The sequence below is a fragment of the Streptomyces sp. NPDC043680 genome (assembly GCF_056436685.1).
In genome coordinates, this window is the sequence record NZ_JBWKCE010000008.1 from 29,474 (window position 1) to 55,446 (window position 25,973).

A 25,973-nucleotide genomic window follows, 5' to 3' on the forward strand; every position below is an offset into this window, starting at 1 on the left:
CCCTATTGTGCGGACCCGGCCAGCAGCACGACCTCCAGGGTGCGCGGGCCGTGCACGCCCTCCACCCGGTCGAGTTCGATGTCGCTGGTCGCCGAAGGGCCGGAGATCCAGGTCAGCGGACGGCGTGGGTCCAGCAGGGGCAGCGCCTGCGGGATCGCGTCGACCACCTGGCCGGGGACGCGGACCACGCAGATGTGGTGGTCCGGGATCAGGCTGATGCGGCGCCTTCCCTGCCCCGGTCCGCCGTCGAGGACGAGGGTGCCGGTCTCCGCGACGGCCAGGGCGCAGCCGGTCACCACGCTGTCCACGGCGTCCAGTTCGTACGGGGTCGAGGCGGCCCGGTCCGCGACCCGGTTCTGGTCCGCCGCCGCGAGCCAGGACGGGGGCAGGCCGGCCGGTACCAGGACGCTCTGCGCGCCCCGCTCGGCCAGCAGCCGCGCCAGGAGCGCCGCGAGGCCGTCCTCGTCCGTCCGGTGGACCTTCGCCCGGTACTCCGTCAGGTTCACGGCGAGCAGGTCCACCCGCTCGGCAGGAGTGCGCTCGGCGTGGACCCGGAGGTAGTCACGGGGGACGGCGGCCCCGGGGTCCCGGTCGCCCGCCGTGGCCCGCCGGATCCGGCCGAGGATGCGGTCCCTGCTGCTCATGCCCGTCCTCCCCGCTCCCGTGCCCACCAGTCCCGGAAGGGCTCCTGCGGGAGCTCCGGCAGCTCGCGGCTGTCGGTCCAGGCGTGCCCCGGTCCCGGCAGCCGCCCGGGGCGCAGCCGCCGGGCGCGGGCCAGCAGCCGCTCCCCCGCGCGCAGCGCGCCGGGCCGGTCCAGCAGCAGTCGGGCCGCGCGCATGGCGGCCCGCTCCGCGGTGTGCCCCCGCGCCGGGCGGATCCGTACGCGGACGCCCTCGCGGGTGACCCGGCCGCCCTGGGCCACCCGCTCGCGCAGGTGCAGGAGCACCTCGGGGATGTCGATGGCGACCGGGCAGACCTCGTAGCAGGCTCCGCACAGGGTGGACGCGTAGGGCAGCGAGGCGTCGATCGCGCTGCCGGCGCCCCGCAGTTGGGGGCTCAGGATCGCGCCGATGGGGCCGGGGTAGACGGAGCCGTAGGCGTGGCCGCCGGCGCGTTCGTAGACCGGGCACACGTTGAGGCAGGCGGAGCAGCGGATGCAGCGCAGAGCCTGCCGGCCGACCTCGTCGGCGAGGGTGTCGGTGCGCCCGTTGTCGAGGAGGACGAGGTGGAAGGCGGAGGGGCCGTCGCCGTCCGTCGTGCCGGTCCACATCGTCGTGTACGGGTTCATCCGCTCGGCGGTGGAGGAGCGCGGCAGTGTCTGCAGGAAGATCTCCAGGTCGCGGAAGGTCGGCACCACCTTCTCGATGCCCACCACGGAGATCAGGGTCTCGGGCAGCGTCAGGCACATCCTGCCGTTGCCCTCCGACTCGAAGACGACCATCGTGCCGGTCTCCGCGACCATGAAGTTGGCTCCGGAGACGGCGACTTTGGCGCGCAGGAACTTCTCGCGCAGGTGCAGGCGGGCCGCTTCGGCGAGTTCGTGCGGCTCCTCCCCCAGTCCCTCGGGTGCGGGCCGGCCCCAGCCGGCCATCTCCGCGGCGAAGACGTCCCGGATCTCGCCGCGGTTGCGGTGGATGGCCGGGACCAGGATGTGCGAGGGACGGTCGTGGCCGAGCTGGACGATGAGTTCGGCGAGGTCCGTCTCGTACGCGGCGATCCCGGCGGCCTCCAGCGCCTCGTTGAGGCCGATCTCCTGGGTCGCCATGGACTTGACCTTGACGACCTCCCGCTCGCCCGTGGCCAGGACCAGGTCCGTGACGATCCGGTTGGCCTCGGCCGCGTCGGCCGCCCAGTGGACGGTGCCGCCGGCGGCGGTGACCGCCTCCTCCAACTGGATGAGGTGGCGGTCGAGATGGCGCAGCGTGTGGTCCTTGACGGCCTTGCCGGCCGCCCGCAGCCGGTCCCAGTCCGCCAGCTCGGCGACGGCACGGGCGCGTTTGTCGCGGATGGTGCGGGTGGCGTGCCGCAGGTTGGCGCGGAGCACCCGGTCCTGTACGGCCTCCCGCGCGGCCGCCGGAAAGGCCGGAAAGGCGGGTCCAGCGAGGTCGGTCGGGGCGCGGGACCCGGTGGGGTCGGCGGGGTCGGCCGGAAAGGCCGGCATGCCGAGGAAGGTGCCCGTCATGTCAGCGGTTCCTCCTGCGTCGAGGCCAGGATCTCGGCGAGGTGGAGGACCCGCAGCGGGGTGCCCTGGCGGCGCAGGACGCCGTCGAGGTGGGCGAGGCAGGAGTTGTCGGCCCCGCACAGCACCTGCGCCCCCGTGGACGCCGCGTGGCCGGTCTTGTCGGTTCCCATGGCCGCCGAGACGTCGGGGTTCTTCACGGCGAAGGTGCCGCCGAAGCCGCAGCACTCCTCGGCGCCGGGCAGTTCCAGCAGTTCGAGCCCCTTGACGGCGGCGAGCAAGCGCCGGGGCCGGTCGCCGAGGCCGAGCGTCCGAAGGCCGTGGCACGAGGGGTGGTAGGTGACCGTGTGCGGGAAGTACGCGCCGACGTCGGTCACCTCGAGCACGTCCACCAGGAATTCGGTCAGCTCGTACACCCGCGGTACGAGGTCCTCGGCCAGCGCCGCCAGCTCCCCTCCGCGCCCCTCCCGCTCCGCCTCCCGGCCGATCCGCGGGTAGTGGGCCCGGATCATCGCGGCGCAGGAACCGGACGGGGTGACCACGTACGGGTAGCCCACGAAGGCCTCCGCCGTGCGCCGCAGCAGCGGTTCGCTCTCGCGCCGGTAGCCGGTGTTGTACTGGGGCTGGCCGCAGCAGCTCTGGGCCGCGGGGAAGTCCACCCGGACGCCGAGCCGCTCCAGCAGCCGGACGACGGCGATGCCGGTCCGCGGGTACAGCGCGTCGTTGACGCAGGTGACGAACAGGGCGGCACGCATGACGGGCAGAATAGCCGGGTGAAGAAGTTCTCAGTGATCGGCATAGGCGCGGGCGACCCGGACCACCTGACCCTCCAGGCGGTCAAGGCGATCGGCGCGGCGGACGCATTCCTCATCCTGGAGAAGGGGGAGGAGAAGGCGGATCTGACCGGGCTGCGGCGCGCGATGCTCGACGCGCACGCCCGCCCCGGCCACCGGCTCGTGGAGGGCCGCGACCCCGACCGGGACCGCACCCCGGCGCAGTACGCCCCGACGGTGGACGGCTGGCGCAGCGCGCGGGCCGAGATCTTCGAGCGGTTCATCGCCGACGATCTGGCCGACGGCGAGACCGGCGCGTTCCTGGTGTGGGGCGACCCCTCGCTGTACGACTCCACCCTCGCCATCCTCGACGAGGTGCTGGAGCGCGGCCGGGTGGCGTTCGAGCACGAGGTGGTGCCGGGCATCAGCAGCATCTCCTCGCTGCTGGCCCGGCACCGGACCAACCTGAACCGGGTCGGCCGGCCGGTCCAGATCACCACCGGGCGCCGGCTGGCCGAGGGCTGGCCGCAGGACGTGGACGACGTGGTGGTGATGCTGGACGCGCGGCACGCCTTCACCGCCCACCTCGACCAGGACCTCTACATCTACTGGGGTGCCTACGTCGGCACGCCGGACGAGATCCTGGTCCAGGGCAAGCTGGCGGAGGTCGCGGGCCGCATCGAGGAGCTCCGGACCGAGGCACGCGCCCGCAAGGGCTGGATCATGGACACCTACCTGCTGCGGCGCGGCTGAGCGGTCACCGCTTGAGATGGGCCGGCAGGGCGGCGGCGAGGCGTTCGTACTCCTCGGGGCGGTTGTAGATCTGCCCGCAGACGCGGATCCCGCCGCCGCCCGGCCACGGCCAGACCAGCACCCGGATGCCCTGCTCCGCCGCGATCCGCTCGCGCAGCGCCCGCGCGTCCTGCTGGGTCTCGGCGGTCCCCGGCGGCAGCCGCAGGGCGCGCATGGCGAGGTCCCCCGTGTACGGGAGCGGGGTGAGCCCCGGGATCTCGGCGAGCAGGGCCGCGCCGTGGGCGGCGAGGGCGCTGTTGTGGGCCCGTACCGCGGCGGCGCCGAGCCGGTGGAGGAGGTCCAGGCCCTCGGGGGCCGCGAGCCAGCCGGTGTAGTCGGCGGTGGCCCGGTTCTCGACGGACCGGGGGAAGCCGTGCTCGTCCTCCCAGGAGGGGACGAGGGCGCGGACCCGGGCGCGGTGGGCGGGGGCGACGGCGAGGACGGCGCTGCCCGCGGGCGCGTAGCCCCACTTGTGCAGGTTCCCGAACCAGAAGTCGGCGCCGACGGCGAGCGGGTCGGGCAGCATGCCGGGGGCGTGCGCGCCGTCGACGACGGTGGTGACCCCGCGGGCGGCGAGCTCGGCGAGCAGCCGCGGGGAGGCGATGATCCGGGCGGTGGGCGAGCTGACGTGGTCGAGCAGCGCCACCTTCGTACGGGGTGTCAGGGCGGCCAGTACCTTCTCCCGTACGGCGTCCTCGTCGGGCAGCAGGGGGTCCAGGGCCACGGTGGTGACCGGCGCGCGGCGGGCGGCCGCGGCGACGACGGTGCCGTAGCCGTGGTCGGTGACCAGGATCTCGTCGCCCGCGGCGAGCCCGACGGCGTCCAGGGCGAGGTTCGCGCCCTCGGTGGCGTTGGCGATGAAGGCGATCCCGTCGGGCTCGGCGCCCAGGTGGGCGGCGACCCGGCCGCGGGCGGCGGCGATCCGGTCGGCGGCGCCGATGAAGAAGGCGTCCGGGTCGGCGTGCAGTTCCGCCTGGAGCGCGGCCTGGGCCTCCTGCACGGGCACCGGTACGGCGCCGAAGGACCCGTGGTTGAGGTGGGCGATCTCCGGATCCAGCCGGAACAGCCCGGGTCCCCCCGGGAACACGGCGGGGACAGCCGGGTGCAGCGGTGCGGCGGGGACGGCGTTCGGGTCGGTCACGGGTCCTCCGAGGGGTGGTGTGCGGTTACCCGGATGGTGCGGGCCGGCCCGGACGGCCGGGAAGGGCCAATCCCGCCGAGGTGGCCGGTACCGCGGCCCCGGCCCCTAGGGTGCGTCCCGGCCGCTGGTCACGGCGTAGTACTGGAGGTCCTGGACCTCCACCGTCCGGTCCGCGGGGTACGGCAGCTCCGCCTCCGCGCCCGCCCTGCCGTCGCGGACCACCGCCGCCGAACTCGTGCCCGGCCGCAGCGGCAGGAGTTCGGAGTGCAGCCCGGCCGGTGCCTCGTGGGTGTCCTCGGCCGGGCCCGCCTTCGTCCGGATGCTCGCCGGCGCCGTCAGGAAACTGAGCACCTCCACCGTGTCGCGGGGCGCGGCGCTGCCCTTGCGCAGGGACATCACCAGCGACTGGGTTCCGGTGGGGTCGGCGGCGACGAACTGGGTGCGGGCGGTGAGGTACAGCGTGTCGCGGACGATCTCGGGCCAGCTGCCCGTCTTGAACCGGGTCAGGTAGTAGGAGGACAGGTCCAGGTAGGTGGAGCCGTTGTGCAGGGAGGGGGCGAACTGGCTGCCCTCGGAGTAGTCGTTCCAGGTGGTGAGCTGGACCCAGTCGGCGCCGTCCTCGATGGCGTGCGTCCACGTCGAGCGCAGGGTGGCGGTGTTCCCGGCCTCGTCGTAGATGCCCTGGTTGGGGCGGGCGTCCTGGACGGAGACCGGCTGCATCCAGATCTTGCCCATGCCGTGGGCGCGCCGCACGTCGGCCGTGGCGCCCTCCTGGCCGACGTAGCTGCGGGAGCCCCATTCGGAGAATCCGTGGCTGATCGGGGCGAACGCCGCGTGGTGGGCGGCGAAGTCGAGGAACAGCGGGACGAAGGCGGTGCGGATGCCGTGCCGGGACCTCAGGAGGTCGATGACCCGCGACCACCACGCGGCGCTCTCGGCCTCCGCCTTGAAGGGGGACACGACGAGCCGGCCGTCGGCGAGCCGGTGCGCGGCGGGGGACTTCCCGAGGGCCGCGAGGGCGTCGGCGAGGACGCCCGGGTCGTCGGCCTTCAGGGAGGTCATGTCCGGCATCAGCATGATCTTGAACTCCGGGTCGACCGTGTGGGCGGCCTCCATCAGGAGTGTGGCCCGCTGCCAGTTCTGACCGGAGAAGGAGAGCAGGTCGAGGGTGAACCCGTCGAGCCCGGCGGCGCGGGCCGTGCGCACTTCCTGCCGGAGGTTGGCCAGTTCCCAGTTGCCTTCTCGGGGAGGGACGGGCAGCGGCCGGTCGCGCAGCAGGCCGCCGTACCGTTCGTGCTTCCCGTTCTCGCCGGCCGGGTTCAGGTAGTTGCGCGCGTAGTAGTCGCTGTCGGCGCTCGCGTTGTCCAGCGAGAGCGGGTACGGGGTGAAGTAGTGGGCGAACACCAGCTTCCTGCCCGCGGCCCCGGTGTGCAGGGCGGCCGGCGGGGGCATGTCGAAGGGCAGCGCGCCGGGGGGCCGGCGGTCGGCGGCGTCCGCCGGCCCGGGGGCTTCGCCCTTGTCCTGCCCGGTGCCGTCGGGGCTGTTGCCCGGAAGCGGAGTGGGCGCGGTGGAGCCGTCGGCGGTCGTGGCGGGCCACGGTTCGCCGATGCCGGGCGCCGAAGCGTCCTGCCGGGAGCCCGGTGCGAAGGGGTCCCAGGCGACGCCGGTGGCGGCGCAGACACCGACGAGCAGGAACGCGGAGACCAGCAGGGTCAGCAGCGGCCGGCCCCGGAACCCGCGGCGCCGCCGGTGCGAGGAGGGCCGCCGCGGGCCCCCGGCCCGCAGTGCGGCCCGTCGGTCCGCTCGCCGGTCCCCTGTCATCCTGTCCCTCCCCGGAATATGCCCCGAGTGCGGGGCTGCACAGCAGTAGAGCCGATGACCGGCCTCCGGACAACCGTTCTTCCCCGGAAGGGCCGCGGCGCGTACCGCGGGCGGCCCAGGAGAACTACGCAGGCCGCTCGTTCCGGAATCCGCCGATCCCCTGGCCGTACGCCGTAACTGGCGCATAATCATCGCTACGCGGCGCGAACGAACCCTTGGCCGCGCATGGGACACGTATGCAATGGGGGGCAGCGTGCCGATGAGGGATCCGGGCCGGACCGGCACGCTGCCGACGACGTCCGCCGAGCTGTCCAGGCTGCTCACGGCCGTCCGGCGCGGACGGGTGCTGACGATCACCGGCCGGTTCCGGGAGCCGCGGAGCCTGCTGGTACGGGACATCGCCCGGCGCCTTTCGTCCAACTTCTGTGACGGCGCGGCGGTGGTCACGCTGGACCGCCCGTTCGGCGTCTACGAGCTGACGGCAGAACTGGGCACGGTGGCCGGGATGCCGGTGCAGCCGTGCCGCAGGCCCAACCCGGTGTCCTGGCTCGCCGAGCGGGACATGCTGCTGGTCCTGGACGGCAGCGACCACCTCAGCGCCGACACGCTGTCCTGGGTGCGCGGCCTGCTCTCCGTGGCCCCGGGACTGCGCATCCTGGCCGCCGGCCGGTGCCCGCTCGCGGTCGACGGCGAGCACGTCCACCGGCTCTGACCGACCGCCCGCCGACGGCCCGCCGACCGCCCCGGCGGCATACGGGTCCGCCCCGGTCGGCAGGGCCGACCGGGGCGGAACCTCGCAACGCAGCGACCTCAGGCGAGGGACGCGATCGCCTGGTTGAGGGTCGCGGACGGGCGCATGACCGCCGCGGCCTTGGCCGGGTCGGGCTGGTAGTAGCCGCCGATGTCGGCCGGGGAGCCCTGCACCGCGTTCAGCTCGCCGACGATGGTCTCCTCCTGCTCGCTCAGCGTCTTGGCCAGCGGCTCGAAGGCCGACGCCAGCGCGGCGTCGTCGTTCTGCTGGGCCAGCTCCTGCGCCCAGTACAGGGCGAGGTAGAAGTGGCTGCCGCGGTTGTCGATACCGCCGAGGCGACGGGTCGGCGACTTGTCCTCGTTGAGGAAGGTGCCGGTCGCGCGGTCGAGGGTGTCGGCCAGGACCTGGGCGCGGGCGTTGCCCGTGGTGGTCGCCAGGTGCTCGAAGCTGGCGGCCAGTGCGAAGAACTCGCCCAGGCTGTCCCAGCGCAGGTAGTTCTCCTTGACGAGCTGCTGGACGTGCTTCGGGGCGGAGCCGCCGGCGCCGGTCTCGAAGAGGCCGCCGCCCGCCATCAGCGGGACGACCGACAGCATCTTGGCGCTGGTGCCCAGCTCCAGGATGGGGAAGAGGTCGGTCAGGTAGTCGCGGAGCACATTGCCGGTCACCGAGATGGTGTCCTCGCCGCGGCGGATCCGCTCCAGGGAGTAGGCCGTGGCCTCGACCGGGGAGAGGATCTTGATGGTGAGGCCCTCGGTGTCGTGCTCGGCGAGGTACGTCTTCACCTTGGCGATCAGCTGCGCGTCGTGCGCGCGGTCCTCGTCGAGCCAGAAGACGGCCGGGCTGCCGGTCGCGCGGGCGCGGGTGACGGCGAGCTTGACCCAGTCCTGGATCGGGAGGTCCTTGGTCTGGCAGGCGCGGAAGATGTCGCCGGCGGCGACCTCCTGCTCCAGGACCACGTTGCCCGCGGCGTCGACGAGGCGGACGGTGCCCGCGGCGGCGATCTCGAAGGTCTTGTCGTGGCTGCCGTACTCCTCGGCCTTCTGCGCCATGAGGCCGACGTTCGGCACCGAGCCCATCGTGGACGGGTCGAAGGCGCCGTGGGCACGGCAGTCCTCGATGACGGCCTGGTAGACGCCCGCGTAGCTGCTGTCGGGCAGGACGGCGAGGGTGTCGGCCTCCTGGCCGTCCGGACCCCACATGTGGCCGGAGGTGCGGATCATCGCCGGCATGGAGGCGTCGACGATGACGTCGCTCGGGACGTGCAGGTTGGTGATGCCCTTGTCCGAGTCGACCATGGCGAGGGCCGGGCCCTCGGCGATCTCGGCGTCGATGGAGGCCTTGATCGCGTCACCGTCGGCGAGGGCGCCCAGGCCGTTCAGGATGGCGCCGAGGCCGTCGTTCGGGGACAGGCCGGCGGCGGCCAGGGTCTCGCCGTAGCGGGCGAAGGTCTTCGGGAGGAAGGCGCGGACCACGTGGCCGAAGACGATCGGGTCGGAGACCTTCATCATCGTGGCCTTGAGGTGCACGGAGAACAGGACGCCCTCGGCCTTGGCGCGCTCGATCTGGTCGTTCAGGAAGGTGCGCAGCGCGTCGACGTGCATGACGGACGCGTCCACGACCTCGCCGGCGAGGACCGGTACGGACTCGCGCAGGACCGTGGTGGCGCCGTCGGCGGCGACGTGCTCGATGCGCAGCGTGCCGGCCTCGGCGATCACGGTGGACTTCTCGGTGGAGCGGAAGTCGTCGGCGCCCATGGTGGCGACGTTCGTCTTCGACTCGGGGGTCCAGGCGCCCATGCGGTGCGGGTGGGCCTTGGCGTAGTTCTTGACCGAGGCGGGGGCGCGGCGGTCGGAGTTGCCCTCGCGCAGGACCGGGTTGACGGCGCTGCCCTTGACCTTGTCGTAGCGCGCGCGGATCTCGCGCTCCTCGTCGGTCTTCGGGTCGTCCGGGTAGTCCGGGAGGGCGTAGCCCTGGCTCTGGAGCTCGGCGACCGCGGCCTTCAGCTGCGGGATCGAGGCCGAGATGTTGGGCAGCTTGATGATGTTGGCTTCCGGCGTCTTCGCCAGTTCGCCGAGCTCGGCCAGGGCATCGGCGATCCGCTGGCCCTCCTGGAGGTGCTCGGGGAAGCTCGCGATGATCCGACCGGCCAGGGAGATGTCACGGGTCTCGACATTCACACCGGCCGTCGACGCGTACGCCTGGACCACAGGCAGGAAGGAATACGTCGCGAGGGCGGGGGCCTCGTCAGTGTGCGTGTAGATGATGGTCGAGTCAGTCACCGGTTGCTCCGCTCCACAGTCTGCGTCTCTCGTCTGCAACATTGCTCGACATCAAGATATCTCGTGATCGGGCCGGTCCGGACAGCCCCTGCCGCAAGCCGGACGAGACGCATGTCACCCGGCCTGCGGGACTCCGCGCGCGCCCGGGAACGGCGAGAGCGCCGCCCCGGGCGGTTTCCCGCCGGGGACGGCGCTCTGGCGCTCAGGCGTACGGGCCGGTTCAGGCCTGGACGGCCTTCGGGTTCGGGCCGTACTGGTTCGGCTGCGGCTGGCCCTCGGAGGCCCAGAAGACGATCAGCACGATCCAGCCGAGGAACGGGATCAGGTAGAGCAGCAGCCACCAAGCCGACTTGTCCGTGTCGTGCAGCCGCCGGGCCGCCAGGCCGAGAAGCGGAAGGAGAAGGGCGAGGCTGTACAGGCCGGAGAGGATGCCGTTCGCGCCGATGGCGCCGTCGATGATCCCGATGACGATCGAGACAACGAGGTTGCACAGGAAGAACATCCAGAACTCCTGCCGGCGGGCGCGGCCGGAGAAGACGGCGTACTTCTTCAGGACGTCGGTGTAGTAGTGCATGTGTCCCCCCTGAGGACGGTTCGTCGGCCCGTCCTGCTGGAGCAAGCCGGGGCAGAACTTATGCCCCGCTTACGTCGTGGTCAAGCCACTTCTCAAGGCACCAAAAGCGCCGCTTTGTTCGGACTCTGCGGGCAAAAACACCGGGAACGGGCGCTCGTTGGCACCCATGGAGCCTGCGGGATCACACCGGGTGACGATCCGGGGCGAGTTGGCCTGCACATCGTTACGGCACCGCGATCTCGCAGCGGCCCGGGCGGGGAGGGGAAGCCGCCCGGGCCGTCCCGGCGAGCGGTCAGCCGATGTGGAAGGAGTCGCCGTACACCTTCCAGTCGAGCGGGGTGTTGAGGGCCAGGTTGCCCTTCTTCAGGAAGACCCGCTGGGCGGTGTCGACCCGGCTGGTATCGCTGTGCGCCCCCTCCTGCTTCATCGCCCAGACGCGGGCGTCCAGGAAGGCGTTCAGCCAGGTGGTCTCGTTGCCGCCCTGAGACGGCGGCTTGGCCTTGGACAGCGCGCGCTTGCGGATGTTGCGGAAGCTGGTGGAGTCGCCGCCGTCGCCGTGCATGACGATGGCGTCGTAGTAGATGAACTGGCCCAGCACGCCGACCCCGTCCGACCTGCCCTGCTTCACGGCGGGGTTGAAGTAGACCCGGTCCCGCTCGTGGTCCTGGGCCTTCCTGAACTCCGCGTCCTGCGCCGCCTTGGCCCAGTCCTTGGTGAAGTTCGGGTCGAGGCCGGCGTGCGAGTCGGTGCCGTCGACCTCGCGCAGGGCCGGCAGGTACTTGGCCAGGACGTTCCCCGGCTTGACCTGGGTGTAGTACTCGACGAGGTCGAGCATGTCGCCGGTGCCCGAGCAGAAGCCGATGATCCCGGCGGTGTAGCCGCGGCCGTCGCCTATGTCCTCGATGTACTTGTACTGGGCCTTCCAGTCCAGCGAGGAGTTCTCGGCGCTGGAGACGATCTGCATGGCGATGTCCTTCTTCGCCGGATCGTCGAGCCCGACGGCCGCCACCGCCGCTGCGGCCGCGGAAGCGGCGGCGGGAGCAGGGGCGGAGGCGGCGCGAGAAGGGCCGGGCGCCGCGGTGGCGTGAGCCGCGACCGGCACGGCGAGAAGGGCCGTGCCGAGCAGCGCGGCACCGATCGCCTTCCTCTTGCGGTGGGGGGTGAACGGGGTGAACACAGGGCCTCCATGGGGGAGTTGAGGCGCGGAGTTGAGGTGTACCCGACTTCGTTAGGAAGCTTTACTACCAGAACTCCGGACGGCTCAAGGCCCGTGGGCACCCCGCCCCCTTGCTACCGGTGGGCGGCCAGACGGGCCGTCAGCGCGGCCTTCGCCTCAGGCCATTCGGGACGGGTCAGGCTGAACACCACCGTGTCGCGGATCCAGCCGTCCCGCATGACCATGTGGTGGCGCAGCACCCCCTCCTGGGTCGCGCCGAGCCGGGCGATCGCCGCCCGCGAGGCGCTGTTGCGCACGTCCGTCAGCAGTTCGACCCGGTTCATCCCCAGCACCTCGAACGCATGCGCAAGCATCAGCAGTTTGGCCTCCGCGTTCACACCCGTCCGTTGCCAGGCCCGGCCGAGGAAGGTCCAGCCGATCTCCAGACGGCGGTTCACCCGGTCGATCGCCATGAGCCGGGTCGAGCCGGCGATCCGGCCGGTGGCCGAGTCCACGGTGGCGTACGTGAGTTGGGTGCCCGCGGCGCGCGCCGCGACCGCGTCGTCGATGAAGCCGCGCACCTCGTCCGGGTGCGGGACCATGGTCACCGCCAGCTCCCAGAGGCTGCCGTCGCGTATCGCCTCGCACAGCCCGTCGTGGTGCCGCTGCTCCAGCGGCTCCAGCCGTACGCGCTCGCCCGCCAACTGTCCCGCTGCGTGCTGCGCCGCTGCCTGCTCCATACCGTGACCTGCCCGTTCTGTGGTGATCGCCAAAGGGCGGACCCTAGGGCAGCCGCACGGGTCAGAGCCAGCCGTTTCTCCTGAAGCCCCGGTGGATGACGAAGCAGGCGACGGCCATCACGCCGACGACCAGGGGGTAGCCGTAGGTCCAGTGCAGCTCGGGCATGTGGTCGAAGTTCATGCCGTAGATCCCGCAGACCATGGTGGGGACGGCGACGATGGCCGCCCAGGCCGTGATCTTGCGCATGTCCTCGTTCTGCGCGACGGTCACCTGCGCGAGATGGGCCTGCAGGATGGAGTCGAGGAGCGCGTCGTAGGCGTTGATCTGGTCGGTGGCCCGGTTCAGGTGGTCGGCCACGTCGCGGAAGTAGGCGCGGATCTCCTGCGGGATGACCGCTATCGGCGTCGTGGCCAGCTGCTGGAGCGGTCGGCCGAGTGGTGCCACCGCCCGGCGCAGCTCCAGGAGTTCCCGCTTGAGCTGGTAGATCCGGCCCGCGTCGCCCCGGCCCCCGTGCTCGCTGAACACGGCCGTCTCGACGGCGTCGATGTCGTTCTGCACGGCGTCCGTCACGGCCATGTAGTCGTCGACGACGTGGTCGGCTATGGCGTGCAGCACCGACGCCGGCCCCTTGGCCAGTTGCTCCGGGGCGGCCTCCAGGCTCTCGCGGACCGGTCCCAGGGTGCCGCGTCCGCCGTGCCGGATGGTGATGACGAAGTCGTCACCGGTGAAGGCCATCAGCTCGCCGGTCTCCACCACCTCGCTGGTGGCGGTCAGCTCCTCGTGCTCGACGTAGCGGACGGTCTTGAAGACGGAGAAGAGTATGTCGTCGTACCGCTCCACCTTGGGACGCTGGTGCGCGTTCACGGCGTCCTCGACGGCGAGCGGGTGCAGGCCGAACAGCTCGGCGAGACCGGCGAGCTCCTCCTGCGAGGGTTCGTGCAGGCCGATCCAGACGAAGCCGCAGCCCGTCTTGCGGACCCGCCGCAATGCCTCCTCCGCCTCGGCGCAGCCGTCCTGGCGTACGCCGTCCTGGTAGACGACGCAGTTGACGACGGCACTTCCGAGCGGGGAGCGGGCCGGGTGGCTGAGGTCGACGGCCCGCCGGTAGCCGCGGCGCACGGCCCGGCGCAAGGTGCTGAACATGGACAACGGCGTACTCCCCTTCGGCGGATCAGTGGCCAGTCTGCCACCGCCGCCCCGCGGCTCCGGGACGGGCCCCGCGCCCCGGACCGGCGCTTCGGCGCTGAGACCGGGTCAGACGCGGTCGATGAACACGCTGGTCGACTTCACCCGGGCGACGGCCCGCGCCCCCACCTCCAGGCCGAGCTCCTCCACCGCCTCCCGCGTGAGCAGCGACACGATGCGGTGCGGTCCGGCCTGGATCTCCACCTGGGCGTCGACGGTGCCGAGCTTCACCGCGGTGACGATCCCCGGGAAGGCGTTGCGCGCCGAGGTGTACGGGGGCTCCTCGGCCTCGGCTGCGCCTTCCTGCGCGGCTTCCACGCAGAACGCGGCCAGGTCGGGCCCGTCCACCATGCGCCGCGTACCCTCGCGGCGGGTGGGGAACCTTTCCGCATCGGCCCAGCGCCGAGCCGTGTCGACGCTCACCCCGAGCAGCCGCGCCGCCTGACCGATCGTGTAGGACTCCATGGGGGAAGCCTAGTGGTGCCCTGTCAGCCGGAGTCGTCCTGGCGGAGCGCCTCGGCCGCGGCCTGCGCGATCACCTGCGCCGCCCTCGACAGTGCGGGCGAGTCCAGCTTCCACTGCTGCCAGTACAGCGGTACGTCCAGCGGCCGGCCCGGCACCAGCAGCACCAGGGCGCCCGCCCGCAGCAGCGGTTCCGCCTGCGGCTGCGGTACGAGGCCCCAGCCGAGACCCGCCGCCACCGCATCACGGAAGCCCTCCGACGTCGGCACGTGGTGGCGCAGGGGCGAGGCCGCCGCCTCCGGGTCCCCCGTCAGCGACCGGACGAAGGAGTCCTGCAGCACGTCCCGCCGGTCGAAGACGATGACCGGCGCCTTCCGCAGCCCCCACTCCAGCTCCGTCCCCTCCCCCAGGTAGCGGGCCGCGAAGCCGGGGCTCGCCACGGGCAGGTACCGCGCCAGGCCCAGCCGCCGTACGCTGCAGCCCGCCACCGGGTCCGGCGAGGAGGTGACGGCCGCCATCACCCGGCCCTCCCGCAGCAGCGCCGTCGTATGCGACTCGTCCTCCCGGCGCAGCTCGAAGGCGACCGGCGGATCCTGCGGCACCCGGGTCAGCGCCGGCAGGAACCACGTCGCCAAGGAATCCGCGTTCACGGCGATCGGCAGCCGTACCGGGCCGCCCCCGTCCTGCGCCATGCCCAGCTCGGCCCGGGCGTCCCGCTCCAGTCGGGCCAGCTGTCGGGCGAACCGCACCACCACCTGCCCGGACTCCGTCGCGCGGACCGGCTTCGTCCGCATCAGCAGGACCCGCCCGGTCCGCTGCTCCAGTGCCTTCACGCGCTGGCTGACCGCCGACGGCGTCACGTGCAGGGCCGCGGCAGCGGCATCGAAGGTGCCCTCGTCCACCACGGCCAGCAGGGTCCGCACCTGGTCCAGGGGAAGGTCGTCCATCACGTCACCATCACGGGAGCTAATGGTACGTAAAAATCTTTAGCTGTACTGAACCAGCCTGCCTGTCTACGGTCGGAGCCATGACCCACGGCATCTTCACGGCGGCCCTCGCCGGCTTCGGCACCGGCCTTTCCCTCATCGTCGCCATCGGCGCGCAGAACGCCTTCGTCCTCCGCCAGGGCGCACGCCGGCACGCCGTCCTCGCCGTGGTCGCCATCTGCGCCCTCTCCGACGCGGTCCTCATCGCCCTCGGCGTCGCCGGCGTCGGCGCCTTCGTCACCGCCTGGCCCGCGGCCCTGACCGTGGTCGGGATCGCCGGCGGCGGGTTCCTGGTCTGCTACGGAGTGCTCGCCGCCCGGCGCGTGCTGCGGCCCGTGCCCGGCGCAGCCCTCGACACCGGGGGAAGCGGGGCGGGAAGCGGGGCCGCCTCCCGCCGCCGCGCCGTTCTGACCTGCCTGGCCATGACCTGGCTCAACCCGCACGTCTACCTGGACACCGTCCTGCTGCTCGGCTCCCTCGCCGCCGACCGCGGCGACCTGCGCTGGGCTTTCGGGATCGGCGCCGGGCTGGCCAGCCTGACCTGGTTCGGCTCCCTCGGCTACGGGGCCCGGCTGCTCAGCGGCCTGCTGGCGCGTCCTTCGGCCTGGCGCGTGCTGGACGGGCTCGTCGCGGGGACCATGGTCACCATGGGCGGGATGCTCCTGGCCCGGGCATGACACCGCGCCGCCTCCAGCGGGGCCGGCGCGGTGTCATGCCCGGGGAGTACGGCACACCGCATCCGCGCAAGCCGTCCCCCGCACGACCCCCGGGAGCCGCCGTGTCCGACCGCCCCTTCGCCGACGCCGACGCCGTACACGCGTACCGCTCCGCCCGGCCCGGCCCGCTCGTCGCGGCCACCGCGGTCGTCCTCGACCTCCGCGGGCGGGTGCTCGTCCTGACGCCCTCGGGCCGGGCGGACCGCCGGCTTCCCGGCGGCCCGGTCGACGAGACCGAGACCCCGGAGACGGGGCTGGCCCGTGTGCTGGAGGAGGAGCTGCACCTCAGCGTCCCGGTCGGCCGGCTGCTCGCGGTGGACTCGCGCGGGCCGGGGCCGCTCGGGCGGGCCCGGATCGAGCACGTCCACCTGGTGGGGCCGCTCCCACCCGCGCAGATCGCCGCGCTCTCCTGCACGGAGGGCAAGGTCGCCTCCGCCGACTGGCTCGCGCCGGACGAGGCGTACGCGGTCCTGCCCGCCCGGCTCGCGCCGCGGTTGCGCGCCGCCCTGAGCGCCCTGTACGCCGGCTCGGTCGCGCACCTCGTGGAGGGCGTCCCCCAGCCCGGCTCCCCGGCCGGCTTGGACCCCGCGCGCCGGGCAGCCCTCGAACACGCCGGTGCCTTCGACTCCGCGAGCCACCGGGCCGCCCGCCCCAAGGCCGTCACCGCCGCGAGCGTGCTGTGCACCGACGCGGCGGGCGCGGTCGTGCTGGTGGAGCCCGCGTACGGTAAGCCGGGCCGCTGGAACCTGCCGGGCGGGGGCGTCGACAGCGATCTCGGCGAGACCCCGCGCGCCGCGGCCCGTCGCGAGGTGCGCGAGGAACTCGGCCTGGACCTCGAACCAGGCCGGCTGCTCGGCGTCAACTGGGCCCACAAGCCCGGCTACCCGGCGCGGATCCGCTTCCTGTACGACGGCGGGGTCCTGGACGCGCCGACCCTGGCCCGGATCCGCCTGAACCCCACCGAGCTGCTCCGCTGGCGGGCGGTGGACCCCGGGCACCTGCGGGGCGTGGTCAAACCCTCGCTGCGCCGGCAGATCACGGCCTGCCTGCGCGCCCGCGCCCGGGGCACGGGTCCGCTGGAACTGCACGCCGGCCGCGCGGTGGGGACCGGGAGCCGTGGAGCCCTCTAGCCGTGGAGCTTTGGAGCCCTACAGCCGTGGAACCGCAGCGCCCTGATCCCCGCGGGGCCGGGGAAGGAAGGTCACTGCACTGGTCCATCCGGACGCCCTCGTGGCGTGGTGCGCAGGCGCGGGGCCCGTCTCACGCATCGTCGAGTCAGACGTCCCCTGCCCCATCGAGCGGAACCCATGGAGTCCCACCGTGTCCGCAGAACCGACCGGACCGGCCCCTGGCGCCGGCACCACGTCCGCAGCCCCCGCGCCCGCCGCGGCGCCGCCTGATCCGCGCCGCTGGTGGATCCTCGCCGTCATCGGCCTCGCCCAGCTCATGGTCGTCCTCGACGCCACCATCGTGAACATCGCGCTGCCCTCCATCCAGGCCGGTCTCGGCTTCTCCGACCAGCAGCGCCAGTGGGTGGTGACCTCGTACGCCATCGCCTTCGGCAGCCTCCTGCTGTTCGGCGGGCGGCTCGCCGACCTGATCGGACGCCGCCGGGCCTTCCTCGTGGGCCAGCTCGGATTCGCCGTGTCCTCCGCCGTCGGCGGCGCCGCGGCCACCTTCGGGATCCTCGTCACGGCCCGGGCGCTGCAGGGCGTGTTCGCGGCCCTGCTGGCCCCGGCCGCGCTCTCGCTGCTCACCACCACGTTCTCCGCACCCGCCGAACGCGGCAAGGCCTTCGGGGTGTTCGGGTCGCTGGCCGCCTCCGGGGGGGCCGTGGGGCTGTTGCTGGGCGGCGTGCTGACCGAGCATCTGGGCTGGCGCTCGACGTTGTACGTCAACGTGCTCTTCGCTGCCGTCGCCGTCGCCGGCGGGCTGCTGCTCCTGCGCCGGCAGGCTGCCGCCGCCCCGCCGCGGCTGGACCTGCCCGGCACGGTGCTCGCCTCGTCGGGGCTGTTCTGCCTGGTCTACGGTCTTGCCACGGCCGGCCCGCGCGGCTGGCAGTCGGTGCACACGCTGGGCCTGTTGAGCACCGGGGCCGGCCTGCTCGTGGCGTTCACCTGGTGGCAGCGCCAGAGCCCGCACCCGCTGCTGCCGCTGCGGATCGTGCTCGACCGGGTCCGGGCGACGGCGCTGGCGTCCGTGTTCGTCACCGGCGTCGGCATGTTCGGGGTGTTCCTCTTCCTGACGTACTACCTGCAGCACACCCGCGGCTACAGCCCCGCCAGGACCGGCCTGGCCTTCATGCCGATGTCCGGCTGCACGATGCTCAGCGCGATCGGCAGCAACCTGGGGCTGCTGGGCAAGGTGGGCGGGCGGCCGCGCATCGTCGTCGGCATGCTGCTCGCGGCCTGCGGGATGGCGTGGATGAGCCGGCTGTCCGCCACCGGGCCGTACGTGGTCGACGTCCTGCCCGGGCAGGTCGCGACGGGCCTGGGCATGGGCCTGATCACGGCAGCCGCCATGAACCTCGGCACGGCGGGCATCGACCCGCGCGACGCGGGCGTCGGTTCCGCGACGGTCAACGCCATGCGGCAGATCGGCGGCTCGGTCGGCACCGCGCTCATGAGCACGCTGGCCGCCGGCACCGTCGGCCGCGCCCTGGCAGGCAGACAGCCCGCGCCGGAACTCGTGGCGCGGGCTGTCCTGGAGAGCTACCACACGGTCTTCACGGCCTCGGCGGCCATCTTCACCGCCGGGGCCGTGCTGACCTGGTTCCTGCTTCCCGCCGGCCTGTCGATGGAGCACACCCGCGGTGCAGCGGGGGGCCGGGGCGGCCGGCCGTCAGGAGCCTGACGGGCTACGGGTGGGAGGGCTGCGCCGGGCGCGAGTGAGCGGCCGGCTTCGAGGGTGCAGCCGGCTTCGCGGGCTTCGACGGCGTAGCCGGCTTCGCGGGCTTGGCACCGGACGGCGCCGCGGGGGCGGCGTCGGTCGCCGGGGCTGCCAGCGGGCAGTTCGCGACCGAGCTGCGGACGCGGTCGCCGGTGGAGAAGTGCTTCAGCTTGCAGGAGTTGGTCCCGAGTCCGCCGTCGACCTGGCCGTAGCCGGGTCCGATCGTCAGGACGCTGTCGTTCTGGCCGCGGACCGTGTCGTTGCCGGGACCGCCCTGGACGATGCCCGCGGACTCCGCGCCCACCGACTTGGGCTCGATGACGTCGTTCTCGCTGCCGCCGAGGACCCGGCCGCCGAGGTCGACGTTGCCCGTGCGGATCAGGTCGCTGCCGTCGTTGCCGAAGACCTGGCCGCCGCCGCGCTGGTACTCGCCGGGCTCGCCGAGCACACTGCCGGTGGTGATCGAGTCGTTGCCGTGGTCGCCGTAGACGGTGGCTCCGTGCGCCGCCGTGCCCACGACGAGGGCGGTGATGATGGTGTCGTCGCCCGCACCGCCGCGCACCGACGAGTTGCCGTTGCGCGGGTAGAGGTTGTTGACCTGGAGCGTGTCCTCGCCCTCGCCGCCGAGTACCTGGGAGTCGATGAGCATGCCCTTGACCCGGATGTTGTCGTTGCCGGCCCCGCCGTAGATGATCGCGTTCTCGACGTCGTTCTCGCACAGGATCGTGTCGTCGCCGTCGGTGCCCCTCACCTCCTGGCCGGGCCGGGCCTCGACGCCGTTGACGTAGCACCAGTGGGACGGCAGGGGTTCGGCGGCCTGGGCCGGGCCCGCCGCGAGCGAGGCGGCGGCGAGGGTGCCGGCCAGGGTGTAGGTGGCGGTGCGGAGTGTGCGGCGAGTGCGCAGCATCGATTGTCTCCCGAGCAATGGTGTGGGGGGTGTGGATGTGGTGCTTCGTGCGTGGTGCGTGGGTGGTGGTCAGGACAGCCCGTGGCGCAGCGGCGTGAGCTGTTCGATGTCGTAGCGGGCCCGCAGTTGCGAGATCGCCAGGGGGTCGGGGGTGGTCCCCGCGTCGAGCAGCTCCAGCAGCTCTTCGAAGTACCGCTCGTGGTCGGGGGGCGGGGAGGCCTGGAAGAACATCCGCGCGGGTTCGCCGGTGCGGTTGGCGAACGCGTGCGGGCAGCCCGGCGGGACCACGATGACGGTGCCGGGAGTGGCGCGGACGACCCGGCGCCCGTCGAGTGCCTCCCAGTGCCGCCAGTCGTCCCCGCTGCGGACGCGCGGTTCGAAGGCCATGACGTCGAGTTCGCCTTCCAGGACGTAGAACAGCTCCTCACTGCGTGTGTGCAGGTGTGCTCCGACGTCGAACCCGGGCGGTACGACGACCTCGAAGCTGGAGGCCACCGTGGAGTGCTCCCCGGTGACCTTGAAGGTGACCTGCTGGGCTTCGGTGTGCAGGGTGCGGCCGTGACCCGGTGGGACGAGCAGCCCGTCGCGGGCGATGTGCGCGGTCATGACCAGGTCACGGGCAGACCTTCCGGCCCGCGGATGAGTGCTCCCGGCCGCCAGCGCAGTTCGCTCGCCGGGACGGCGAACCGCAGGTCCGTGAAGCGGTCGAGCAGCGCGTCCACCATGAGTTCGGATTCGAGGCGGGCCAGCATGTTGCCGGGGCAGAAGTGGGGCCCGTATCCGAAGGAGACGTGCGGGTTGGGGCTGCGGTCGAGGTGCAGTTCGTGGGGGTCGGGGAAGACGTCCGGGTCGCGGTTGGCGGCGAGGTAGGAGACGTACACCGCTTCGCCCTTCCGGATGAGGTGTCCGGCGACCGTGACGTCCTCAAGGGCGATCCGGGAGAGCCCGACCGCGTTGCGGTGGGGGATGTAGCGGAGCAGTTCGTTGAGCGCCGACGGGCGCACGCCGGGGTTGCTCCGCATGTGTTCCAGCAGGTCCGGCCGGGTGAGCAGGATGTAGACCATGTTGCCCACGTTGTTGGTGACGGCCTCTCCGCCGATCTGGATGAGCAGCGCCAACCCGGTGGCCTCCTCCTCGGTGACCTCACCGGCCTCGACGGCCTTGACCAGGAGGCCGATGACGCTCTCGCCGCCGGCGGTGTCCCCGGCGCGCAGCCGTCCGCCGAGGTAGGCGCACATGTCGTTCTTGGCCTGCTCGCTGCGCTGTGCTCCCTGGGCCGAGGAGAGGATCAGCGTGGTCCATTCGTGGACCATGGGCCGGTCGTCCTCGGGTACGCCCATCAGTTCGCAGACCACGGCGAGCGGGAAGGGGGCGAGCAGACGCTCGGTCAGGTCGACCGGGGGGCCGTCGCGCAGGATCCCGTCGACGAGACCGTCGAGCATCTCCTGCGCCCGGGTGCGCAGACGCTCGACGCCGCTGGTGGTGAAGGCGGCGGCGACGGTGCGGCGCAGCCGGGTGTGGTCGGGCGGGTCCTCGAAGCCCACCGCACCCGGCGCCGGAATGAAGTGGGGGGCCAGCCGGGTGACGTCGTGCTCGACGACCAGCTTTCGGCTGAACCGGGGATCGTTGGCCACCATCCGTACGTCTTCGAAGCGGCAGATGAGCCACGCCCAGCCGCTTCCGTTCGGAAGTTTGATGCGCGTAACCGGCCCCGCCCGCATCAGCTCGGCCAGGACGGGGTCGAAGTCGACCCCGTCCAGGGCCGGGGTGGGCCAGTGCGTGACGGGTGGCCTTGCGGTTGCGGGGCCGTCCTTCAGCATTCTTCGGATTCCTCCCTCACCCGGTCCCTCATTCCGAGGTCCAGCTGCCCAGTGAGATTTCTGCGGTGATTCCCGGGCCGAAGCCGGCCAGCAGGCCCCGCGCGGCATCGGCGGTGCCGTTCTCGTCGAAGAGTCGGCGCAGTGCGTCCAGGACCACGGCGCTGGCGATGTTGCCGTACTCGGTCAGTGTGGCCCGACTGAAGCGGAATGCCTCGGGTGCCACACCGAGGTACTTGCTCAGGTCGTCCAGGATGCGTGGTCCACCCGCGTGGATGATGTAGAAATCCAGGGCTGCCGCGTCCCACCCGTGGGCCTTGGCCAGGTCCTTGAGGGACGGGGCGAGGGGCTCCATGGTGCCGGGGACCCGCCGGTCGAGCTTGAAGTGGAATCCGGTGGACTTGACGTCGTACATGATCCAGTCCTCCGTCTGGGGGATGATGTACGAGCTGTTGCGGTGCAGCTCCATCCCGGTGCCGCCCTTGCCGCGCACGACCGCCGCCCCCACGCCGTCGCCGAACAGGCCGTTGGACAGCAGGTTGCCGACCTCCAGGTCGCTCGGCTGGTAGCACAGGGAGCAGAACTCGCAGGAGACGATCAGCGCGTTCGCCTCCGGGTAGGCGGTGCAGAAGTCGTGGGCCCGGTTGACCGCCGCTCCGCCCGCAGCGCAGCCCAGCTGGGCGATGGGCAGCTGCTTGGTGTCCGTGCGGAAGCCCAGCGTGTTGATCATCCACGCGGTCAGCGACGGCATCATGAAGCCGGTGCACGACACGTAGATGATCATGTCGATGTCCTGCGCCCTCAGCTGCGCGTCCTCCAGCGCCTGTCGCACCACCGCCGGGACCCGCGCCTTGGCCTCGGTCTCGTAGACGGCGTTGCGCGATTCGAAACCGGGGTGCTTGAGGGTTTCCTCGATGGGACGCACGATGTGCCGCTTCGCGACGCCGGTGTTCCGGATCAGCCGCAGCGCCAGGTCGAGCTGTGGATGATCCGCGTGCACGGACCGCGCCAGATCGAGGGTCTGCTCCATCGTGATCACGTGCTCGGGCACGCACACCGTTGGCCTGCACAGAGTCGCCATGGGTGGCTCTCCTTTCGTGTCTGACACAGCCTCATCGACCTGCGGCCGATGCGCGCGCGGGACTACGGCGTTGGGGGACATGCGCCAATCCGGTGACGCTGCCCGGCGGAGGCTGCGGAGCGAGCGGCGGGAGGGAAGGGATGAATCAGCCGATTTCCCCGCGAAATCGCGCTCCGGGGGGTGACATCCACGCAGGGAGATGAACCATGACGTCAGACCCGCATACGGCCCTCAAGCCGGAGATGGATCCGGCCTCGGACGAAACGGTGCACTTCTGGAGCCTGGAGGACCTTGAGGCCCTGGAGTTCGACCCCTTCCTCCAGGACCGGCTGCGCGAGAAACGGGCCGCCCGGATCCGGCTGCCGTACGGCGAGGGCAGCGCCTGGCTGATGGCGCGCTATGCCGATGTCAAGGCGGCCACCACCGACCCCCGGTTCAGCAGGCAGGAGCTGGTCGGCAAAACGATCACCGCCTCCTCCCCGCACGCGATCGCCTCGCAGCAGGCCTCCTTGAACTACGCCGACCCGCCGCGCCTGAACGACATGCGCCGGGTGGTGGCGCGGGCGTTCACGGGCAAGAGCATGCAGAAGCTGCGGCCGTCGGTGCAGCGGACCGTCGACAGCCTGCTGGACGGGATGGAGCAGCAGGGGGCCCCGGCGGACCTGGTCGAGCACCTGCACGGCCCCCTGCCGCTGGCGGCCGTCGCGGACCTGCTGGGGATGCCGCAGGACATGCGCAGGGACATGACCTCCTGGGCAAACGTGATCATGACCCCGGGTCCGGCCCCCGCGAAGAGCACCGACGCCCTCAAGACCGTCCGCGAGTGCGTCGTCGAGCTGCTCGCCCACCGCCGCGAGCACCGGAGCGACGACCTCGCCGGGGTGCTCGTCGACGCCGCCGACGCCGGCGAGATCACCGAGGCGGAAGCCGTCTCGCTGGCCACCGCCATCCTGGTGAGCGGCGCGCACGCGGTCCGCAACAACAGCGCCAACATGGTGTTCCTGCTGCTGACCCACCCGCAGCACCTCGCACGGCTGCGCGCCGAGCCCGACATGATCCCGCAGGCCGTCGACGAGCTGCTGCGCTACATCCCGCACCGCAGCGGAGTGGGTCTGCCGAGGGTCGCCACCCGGGACGTCGAGATCGGCGGCGTGACCGTGCGCGCCGGGGAGACCGTCTACTCCTCGTACCTCGCGGCCAACCGCGACCCCGACGTGTTCCCGGACCCGGACAAGCTGGACTTCGACCGCGGCCCCATCGCCCACATGGCCTTCGGTAACGGCCCCCACCACTGCGTCGGCTCGATGCTGGCCCGGATGGAGTCCGAGCTCATGGTCAGTACGCTGATCGACCGCTACCCCAGGCTGGCGCTGGCCGTGCCGCCGGAGCGGATCGAGTGGCAGCCGGGCGCCCTGATCCGCGGGCCCAAGTCCCTGCCGGTGACCTGGTGATAGGCCGGCACCGGATCAAGGTCGTGAAGGGCAGCCCGGACCACATGGAACTGGCGGCCCTCACGGCCGCCCTGTTCGTGATGGCGCGCACCACCCACGGCGGTGAGCGCTCCTCCCGGCACCACCGCGCCCACTGGGACCGGAACCTGCCCGCCCTGATCCGCTTTCCCGCCCACTCCTGGCGTGCCCGGCCGGGATCTCACAGGCACTAGCGGGAGCACCGCCGACGGTTACAGCGGCGCCCTGCGCTCGCGCAGCAACTGCGCGAGTGCAGGGCGCCGCGTGGTGCGCAGGCCTCCGGCCGGACGGGCCGGGCCCCGGGTCAGGCTCCGGCCGGCGCCTGGGTCGGTGCTGCCGGGGGCGTGGGAGCGGGAGAGGCCTGCGGCGTCTGCGCGTCGCAGGCGACCTCGTCGCGCGGGGTGTAGTGCGTGGGGTAGGTCTCCCGCTTCACCTCCCGGCCGCCCTGGAGGAAGATCCGATCGACGGTGACGTCGAACCCTTCGAGGGGAGTCTGCACCTCGCAGGTGGGACCGGAGCCCGTGCGCTTGCCCGGCGGGGTGACCTTGGTGCGCGGCCCCTTGGTGGCCCGTATCTCTTCGTACTTCTTCGTGCCGAGCAGGGTGATGGTCACCGAGGTGTCGGTGGACCGGGCCTGGACGTAGATCGCGTGGCCGGAGTCGTTCTGCCAGCGCAGGTCGAGCGTGCCCCAGGCGACGGTGGCCTCGCGGCCCTCGGGGTAGCGCTCGATGTAGAACGAGTGGGCTCCGTGCTCCAGCGGCTTGACGCCCGCGAAGAACGCGGCGTTGTACATGGTCGTGGCGACTGCCGAGACACCGCCGCCGGGCGACTTCACGTACTGGCCGTCGTTGATCATGATCCCGTCGACGAAGCCGTTCTCCTTGGTGCGCTCGCCGACCGTCTTGTTGAAGCTCCAGGTCTCGCCCGGGAGGACGACGGAGCCGTTGATCAGCTGGACGGCGCGCGCGATGTTGGTGGTGCGGTACGGCGCGGCCGGGAAGTTGACGGTGAAGGAGGACACCTTCTCCTTGATGCCGAGGCGGCGCGCGTTCTCCGCCGTCAGCTTCGGCTGGACCGTCGTCACGGGGAGCTGGGCGGTACGGGCGGCGCCCGACCGCGTCAGCAGCGGCAGGACGGCCTTGCCGAGGGCCTTGTCGCTGACCTGCACTCCGGTGCGCCCGTCCTCGGCGACCACCGCCTGATTGGCGGAGCCGATGCGGAAGGTGGCGCCGCGCGAGGGCCGGGTGACCCGGTCGACCTGCCGGGCGACTGCGGGGTCGGCCAGCAGCCCCTTGGAGTCGAGCCGCGGCACGAGGCGGCCGTGGTCGTCGGGCTCGACCTCCAGGTGCCGGCCCAGTACCGCCGGGGACAGGGTGATCCGCCGGCCGCCCAGGGTCAGGCCGACCGGGCCGGACATGGCCGGCTCGCCGAACTCCTTGAGGGCCCGGTCGGTCTCCTGCGGGCCCACGGCCGGGGCCTGCTGCTCCACCGGCACGGTGACCGGGCCGCTCTGCGGGCGCAGGTAGGCGGCGCGGACGGTGTCCGCCACCCGGTCGGCGCGTACGGAGACACCGGTGACCGGCGCGGTCGCCTTGGCGGCGCCGTCCTCGAAGGTGAGGGAGCCGTCGCGGGCCGGGCGTCCGGCGGCGAGCCGGTCCGCCGCGCCGGCGCTCGTGGGGCCGTCCGTCCGGATGACCGGCTCGATCTCCCGCTCCTCGGTCGGGCCGAGCAGGCGCGCGAGCACCGTGAAGGGATCGGACCCGGCCTGCGTGGCCCGGTCGGCGGTGGCCGCGGTGTCGAGGGACAGGCCGAAGGCGGCGGGCGAGGCCTGCTCGGTCCGGTCGCCGATCCGCAGGGCGATCGGCGCGGCCGCAGCGGGGCCGAGCTCGCGCTCCAGGGCTGCCTCGGCCTGCGTACGGCTCATGCCGCCGAGGTCGACGCCGTGCACGCGGGTGCCGTCGGCGATGACGTCGTCGGTGACCACGAGGCCGGTGACGTAGAGGCCGCCGAAGCCGAGTACGGCGGCCCCGCCCACGAGGGGCAGGGCGGTCCGCCAGCTGCGGATCAGACGGTAGGGGCGTCGCATGTCTCTCCCGGTGGCGCTGGTACGTCCGTATGGCGTCGCCTGGCGAGCCCACCCGAGGACACGAAATACCGCCAGACCGGACACAAGCATTCACCAATTCGGACGAAATGGGCCAAAAATGTGCCCGTTCTCACGACGGCAGGCCGTCCGCCCCGCAAACCGGGGCCC

At 72.4% G+C, this 25,973-nt stretch carries 24 protein-coding genes; 7 read left to right on the forward strand and 17 right to left on the reverse strand.

Annotated elements, in window-relative coordinates; translation table 11 throughout:
• Positions 1 to 2: 2 nt before the first annotated feature.
• Genes AC0666_RS18150 through AC0666_RS18160 form a run of 3 tightly spaced genes read right to left on the reverse strand, consistent with a single transcriptional unit; the run spans position 3 to position 2,934 of the window.
• Complete coding sequence (locus AC0666_RS18150) at positions 3 to 644, reverse strand: LutC/YkgG family protein (RefSeq protein ID WP_468969124.1); 642 nt, start codon at positions 642 to 644, stop codon at positions 3 to 5.
• The gene (locus AC0666_RS18155; protein WP_478707924.1) at positions 641 to 2,182 is read right to left on the reverse strand and encodes a lactate utilization protein B; all 1,542 of its coding nucleotides are present in this window, start codon (positions 2,180 to 2,182) and stop codon (positions 641 to 643) included. Before AC0666_RS18155 ends, AC0666_RS18150 begins: the two co-directional genes overlap by 4 nt.
• Positions 2,179 to 2,934: a (Fe-S)-binding protein gene (locus AC0666_RS18160; protein ID WP_478707925.1), complete on the reverse strand. Its 756-nt coding sequence runs from the start codon at positions 2,932 to 2,934 to the stop codon at positions 2,179 to 2,181. Before AC0666_RS18160 ends, AC0666_RS18155 begins: the two co-directional genes overlap by 4 nt.
• Positions 2,935 to 2,952: 18 nt before the next feature.
• Between AC0666_RS18160 and cobF the strand changes: the two genes are divergently transcribed.
• Positions 2,953 to 3,705, forward strand: coding sequence for a precorrin-6A synthase (deacetylating) (gene cobF / locus AC0666_RS18165; RefSeq protein ID WP_468580780.1), 753 nt, complete (start codon positions 2,953 to 2,955; stop codon positions 3,703 to 3,705).
• A 4-nt stretch (positions 3,706 to 3,709) separates the two neighbouring features.
• Here cobF and AC0666_RS18170 read toward each other — a convergent pair whose 3' ends face one another.
• Positions 3,710 to 4,885, reverse strand: coding sequence for an aminotransferase class V-fold PLP-dependent enzyme (locus AC0666_RS18170; RefSeq protein ID WP_468969115.1), 1,176 nt, complete (start codon positions 4,883 to 4,885; stop codon positions 3,710 to 3,712).
• 105 nt (positions 4,886 to 4,990) lie between these two features.
• Positions 4,991 to 6,706, reverse strand: coding sequence for a glycoside hydrolase family 71 protein (locus tag AC0666_RS18175; RefSeq protein ID WP_468969112.1), 1,716 nt, complete (start codon positions 6,704 to 6,706; stop codon positions 4,991 to 4,993).
• A gap of 253 nt (positions 6,707 to 6,959) precedes the next feature.
• Between AC0666_RS18175 and AC0666_RS18180 the strand changes: the two genes are divergently transcribed.
• Entirely contained in the window at positions 6,960 to 7,418 is a 459-nt protein-coding gene (locus tag AC0666_RS18180; RefSeq protein ID WP_468580783.1) for a hypothetical protein, read from the forward strand.
• 98 nt (positions 7,419 to 7,516) lie between these two features.
• On the opposite strand, the gene AC0666_RS18185 is transcribed toward AC0666_RS18180, so the two are convergent.
• The 7 genes from AC0666_RS18185 to AC0666_RS18215 all read right to left on the reverse strand — a co-directional run bounded on the left by AC0666_RS18185 (position 7,517) and on the right by AC0666_RS18215 (position 14,801).
• Positions 7,517 to 9,736, reverse strand: coding sequence for an NADP-dependent isocitrate dehydrogenase (locus AC0666_RS18185; protein WP_468580785.1), 2,220 nt, complete (start codon positions 9,734 to 9,736; stop codon positions 7,517 to 7,519).
• A 220-nt stretch (positions 9,737 to 9,956) separates the two neighbouring features.
• Positions 9,957 to 10,310 carry a DUF805 domain-containing protein gene (locus AC0666_RS18190; RefSeq protein WP_468580786.1) on the reverse strand — a complete coding sequence of 118 codons (354 nt, stop codon included), beginning with the start codon at positions 10,308 to 10,310 and terminating at the stop codon, positions 9,957 to 9,959.
• Between the two features lie 292 nt (positions 10,311 to 10,602).
• A complete protein-coding gene (locus AC0666_RS18195) occupies positions 10,603 to 11,436 on the reverse strand; it encodes a chitosanase (RefSeq protein ID WP_478707992.1) in 834 nt (277 codons plus the stop codon).
• 164 nt (positions 11,437 to 11,600) lie between these two features.
• Complete coding sequence (locus AC0666_RS18200; protein ID WP_468969107.1) at positions 11,601 to 12,206, reverse strand: GNAT family N-acetyltransferase; 606 nt, start codon at positions 12,204 to 12,206, stop codon at positions 11,601 to 11,603.
• A gap of 61 nt (positions 12,207 to 12,267) precedes the next feature.
• Complete coding sequence (corA, locus tag AC0666_RS18205) at positions 12,268 to 13,350, reverse strand: magnesium/cobalt transporter CorA (RefSeq protein ID WP_468969104.1); 1,083 nt, start codon at positions 13,348 to 13,350, stop codon at positions 12,268 to 12,270.
• Positions 13,351 to 13,461: 111 nt separating this feature from the next.
• Entirely contained in the window at positions 13,462 to 13,857 is a 396-nt protein-coding gene (locus AC0666_RS18210) for a TOBE domain-containing protein (protein ID WP_469155643.1), read from the reverse strand.
• A gap of 23 nt (positions 13,858 to 13,880) precedes the next feature.
• Positions 13,881 to 14,801, reverse strand: coding sequence for a LysR family transcriptional regulator ArgP (locus AC0666_RS18215; protein WP_468969100.1), 921 nt, complete (start codon positions 14,799 to 14,801; stop codon positions 13,881 to 13,883).
• A gap of 80 nt (positions 14,802 to 14,881) precedes the next feature.
• On the opposite strand from AC0666_RS18215, the gene AC0666_RS18220 reads away from it, so the two are divergent.
• From AC0666_RS18220 to AC0666_RS18230, 3 genes are all read left to right on the forward strand, one after another.
• Positions 14,882 to 15,517: a LysE/ArgO family amino acid transporter gene (locus tag AC0666_RS18220; RefSeq protein ID WP_478707926.1), complete on the forward strand. Its 636-nt coding sequence runs from the start codon at positions 14,882 to 14,884 to the stop codon at positions 15,515 to 15,517.
• Positions 15,518 to 15,618: 101 nt separating this feature from the next.
• Complete coding sequence (locus AC0666_RS18225; RefSeq protein WP_478707927.1) at positions 15,619 to 16,686, forward strand: NUDIX hydrolase; 1,068 nt, start codon at positions 15,619 to 15,621, stop codon at positions 16,684 to 16,686.
• 316 nt (positions 16,687 to 17,002) lie between these two features.
• On the forward strand, positions 17,003 to 18,409 hold the full coding sequence (locus AC0666_RS18230; RefSeq protein ID WP_478707993.1) for a DHA2 family efflux MFS transporter permease subunit: 1,407 nt from the start codon (positions 17,003 to 17,005) through the stop codon (positions 18,407 to 18,409).
• A 4-nt stretch (positions 18,410 to 18,413) separates the two neighbouring features.
• Here the strand turns inward: AC0666_RS18230 and AC0666_RS18235 are convergent, their stop codons facing one another.
• The 4 genes from AC0666_RS18235 to AC0666_RS18250 all read right to left on the reverse strand — a co-directional run bounded on the left by AC0666_RS18235 (position 18,414) and on the right by AC0666_RS18250 (position 22,250).
• Positions 18,414 to 19,352, reverse strand: coding sequence for a hypothetical protein (locus AC0666_RS18235; protein ID WP_468969091.1), 939 nt, complete (start codon positions 19,350 to 19,352; stop codon positions 18,414 to 18,416).
• Positions 19,353 to 19,421: 69 nt separating this feature from the next.
• Positions 19,422 to 19,958, reverse strand: a complete 537-nt coding sequence (locus tag AC0666_RS18240; protein WP_361716734.1) for a cupin domain-containing protein — start codon at positions 19,956 to 19,958, stop codon at positions 19,422 to 19,424.
• Positions 19,955 to 21,172 (reverse strand): cytochrome P450, encoded by a 1,218-nt coding sequence (locus tag AC0666_RS18245; protein WP_468580799.1) that lies wholly within the window; start codon positions 21,170 to 21,172, stop codon positions 19,955 to 19,957. The genes AC0666_RS18240 and AC0666_RS18245 overlap by 4 nt, the downstream gene beginning before the upstream one ends.
• Before the next feature lie 28 nt (positions 21,173 to 21,200).
• Positions 21,201 to 22,250, reverse strand: coding sequence for a type III polyketide synthase (locus AC0666_RS18250; protein WP_468969087.1), 1,050 nt, complete (start codon positions 22,248 to 22,250; stop codon positions 21,201 to 21,203).
• 206 nt (positions 22,251 to 22,456) lie between these two features.
• Between AC0666_RS18250 and AC0666_RS18255 the strand changes: the two genes are divergently transcribed.
• Positions 22,457 to 23,701 carry a cytochrome P450 gene (locus AC0666_RS18255; protein WP_468969084.1) on the forward strand — a complete coding sequence of 415 codons (1,245 nt, stop codon included), beginning with the start codon at positions 22,457 to 22,459 and terminating at the stop codon, positions 23,699 to 23,701.
• The gene (locus AC0666_RS18260) at positions 23,698 to 23,913 is read left to right on the forward strand and encodes an acyl-CoA carboxylase subunit epsilon (protein ID WP_468580803.1); all 216 of its coding nucleotides are present in this window, start codon (positions 23,698 to 23,700) and stop codon (positions 23,911 to 23,913) included. The genes AC0666_RS18255 and AC0666_RS18260 overlap by 4 nt, the downstream gene beginning before the upstream one ends.
• Before the next feature lie 110 nt (positions 23,914 to 24,023).
• Here AC0666_RS18260 and AC0666_RS18265 read toward each other — a convergent pair whose 3' ends face one another.
• Complete coding sequence (locus tag AC0666_RS18265; RefSeq protein WP_478707928.1) at positions 24,024 to 25,805, reverse strand: VanW family protein; 1,782 nt, start codon at positions 25,803 to 25,805, stop codon at positions 24,024 to 24,026.
• Positions 25,806 to 25,973 lie beyond the last annotated feature (168 nt).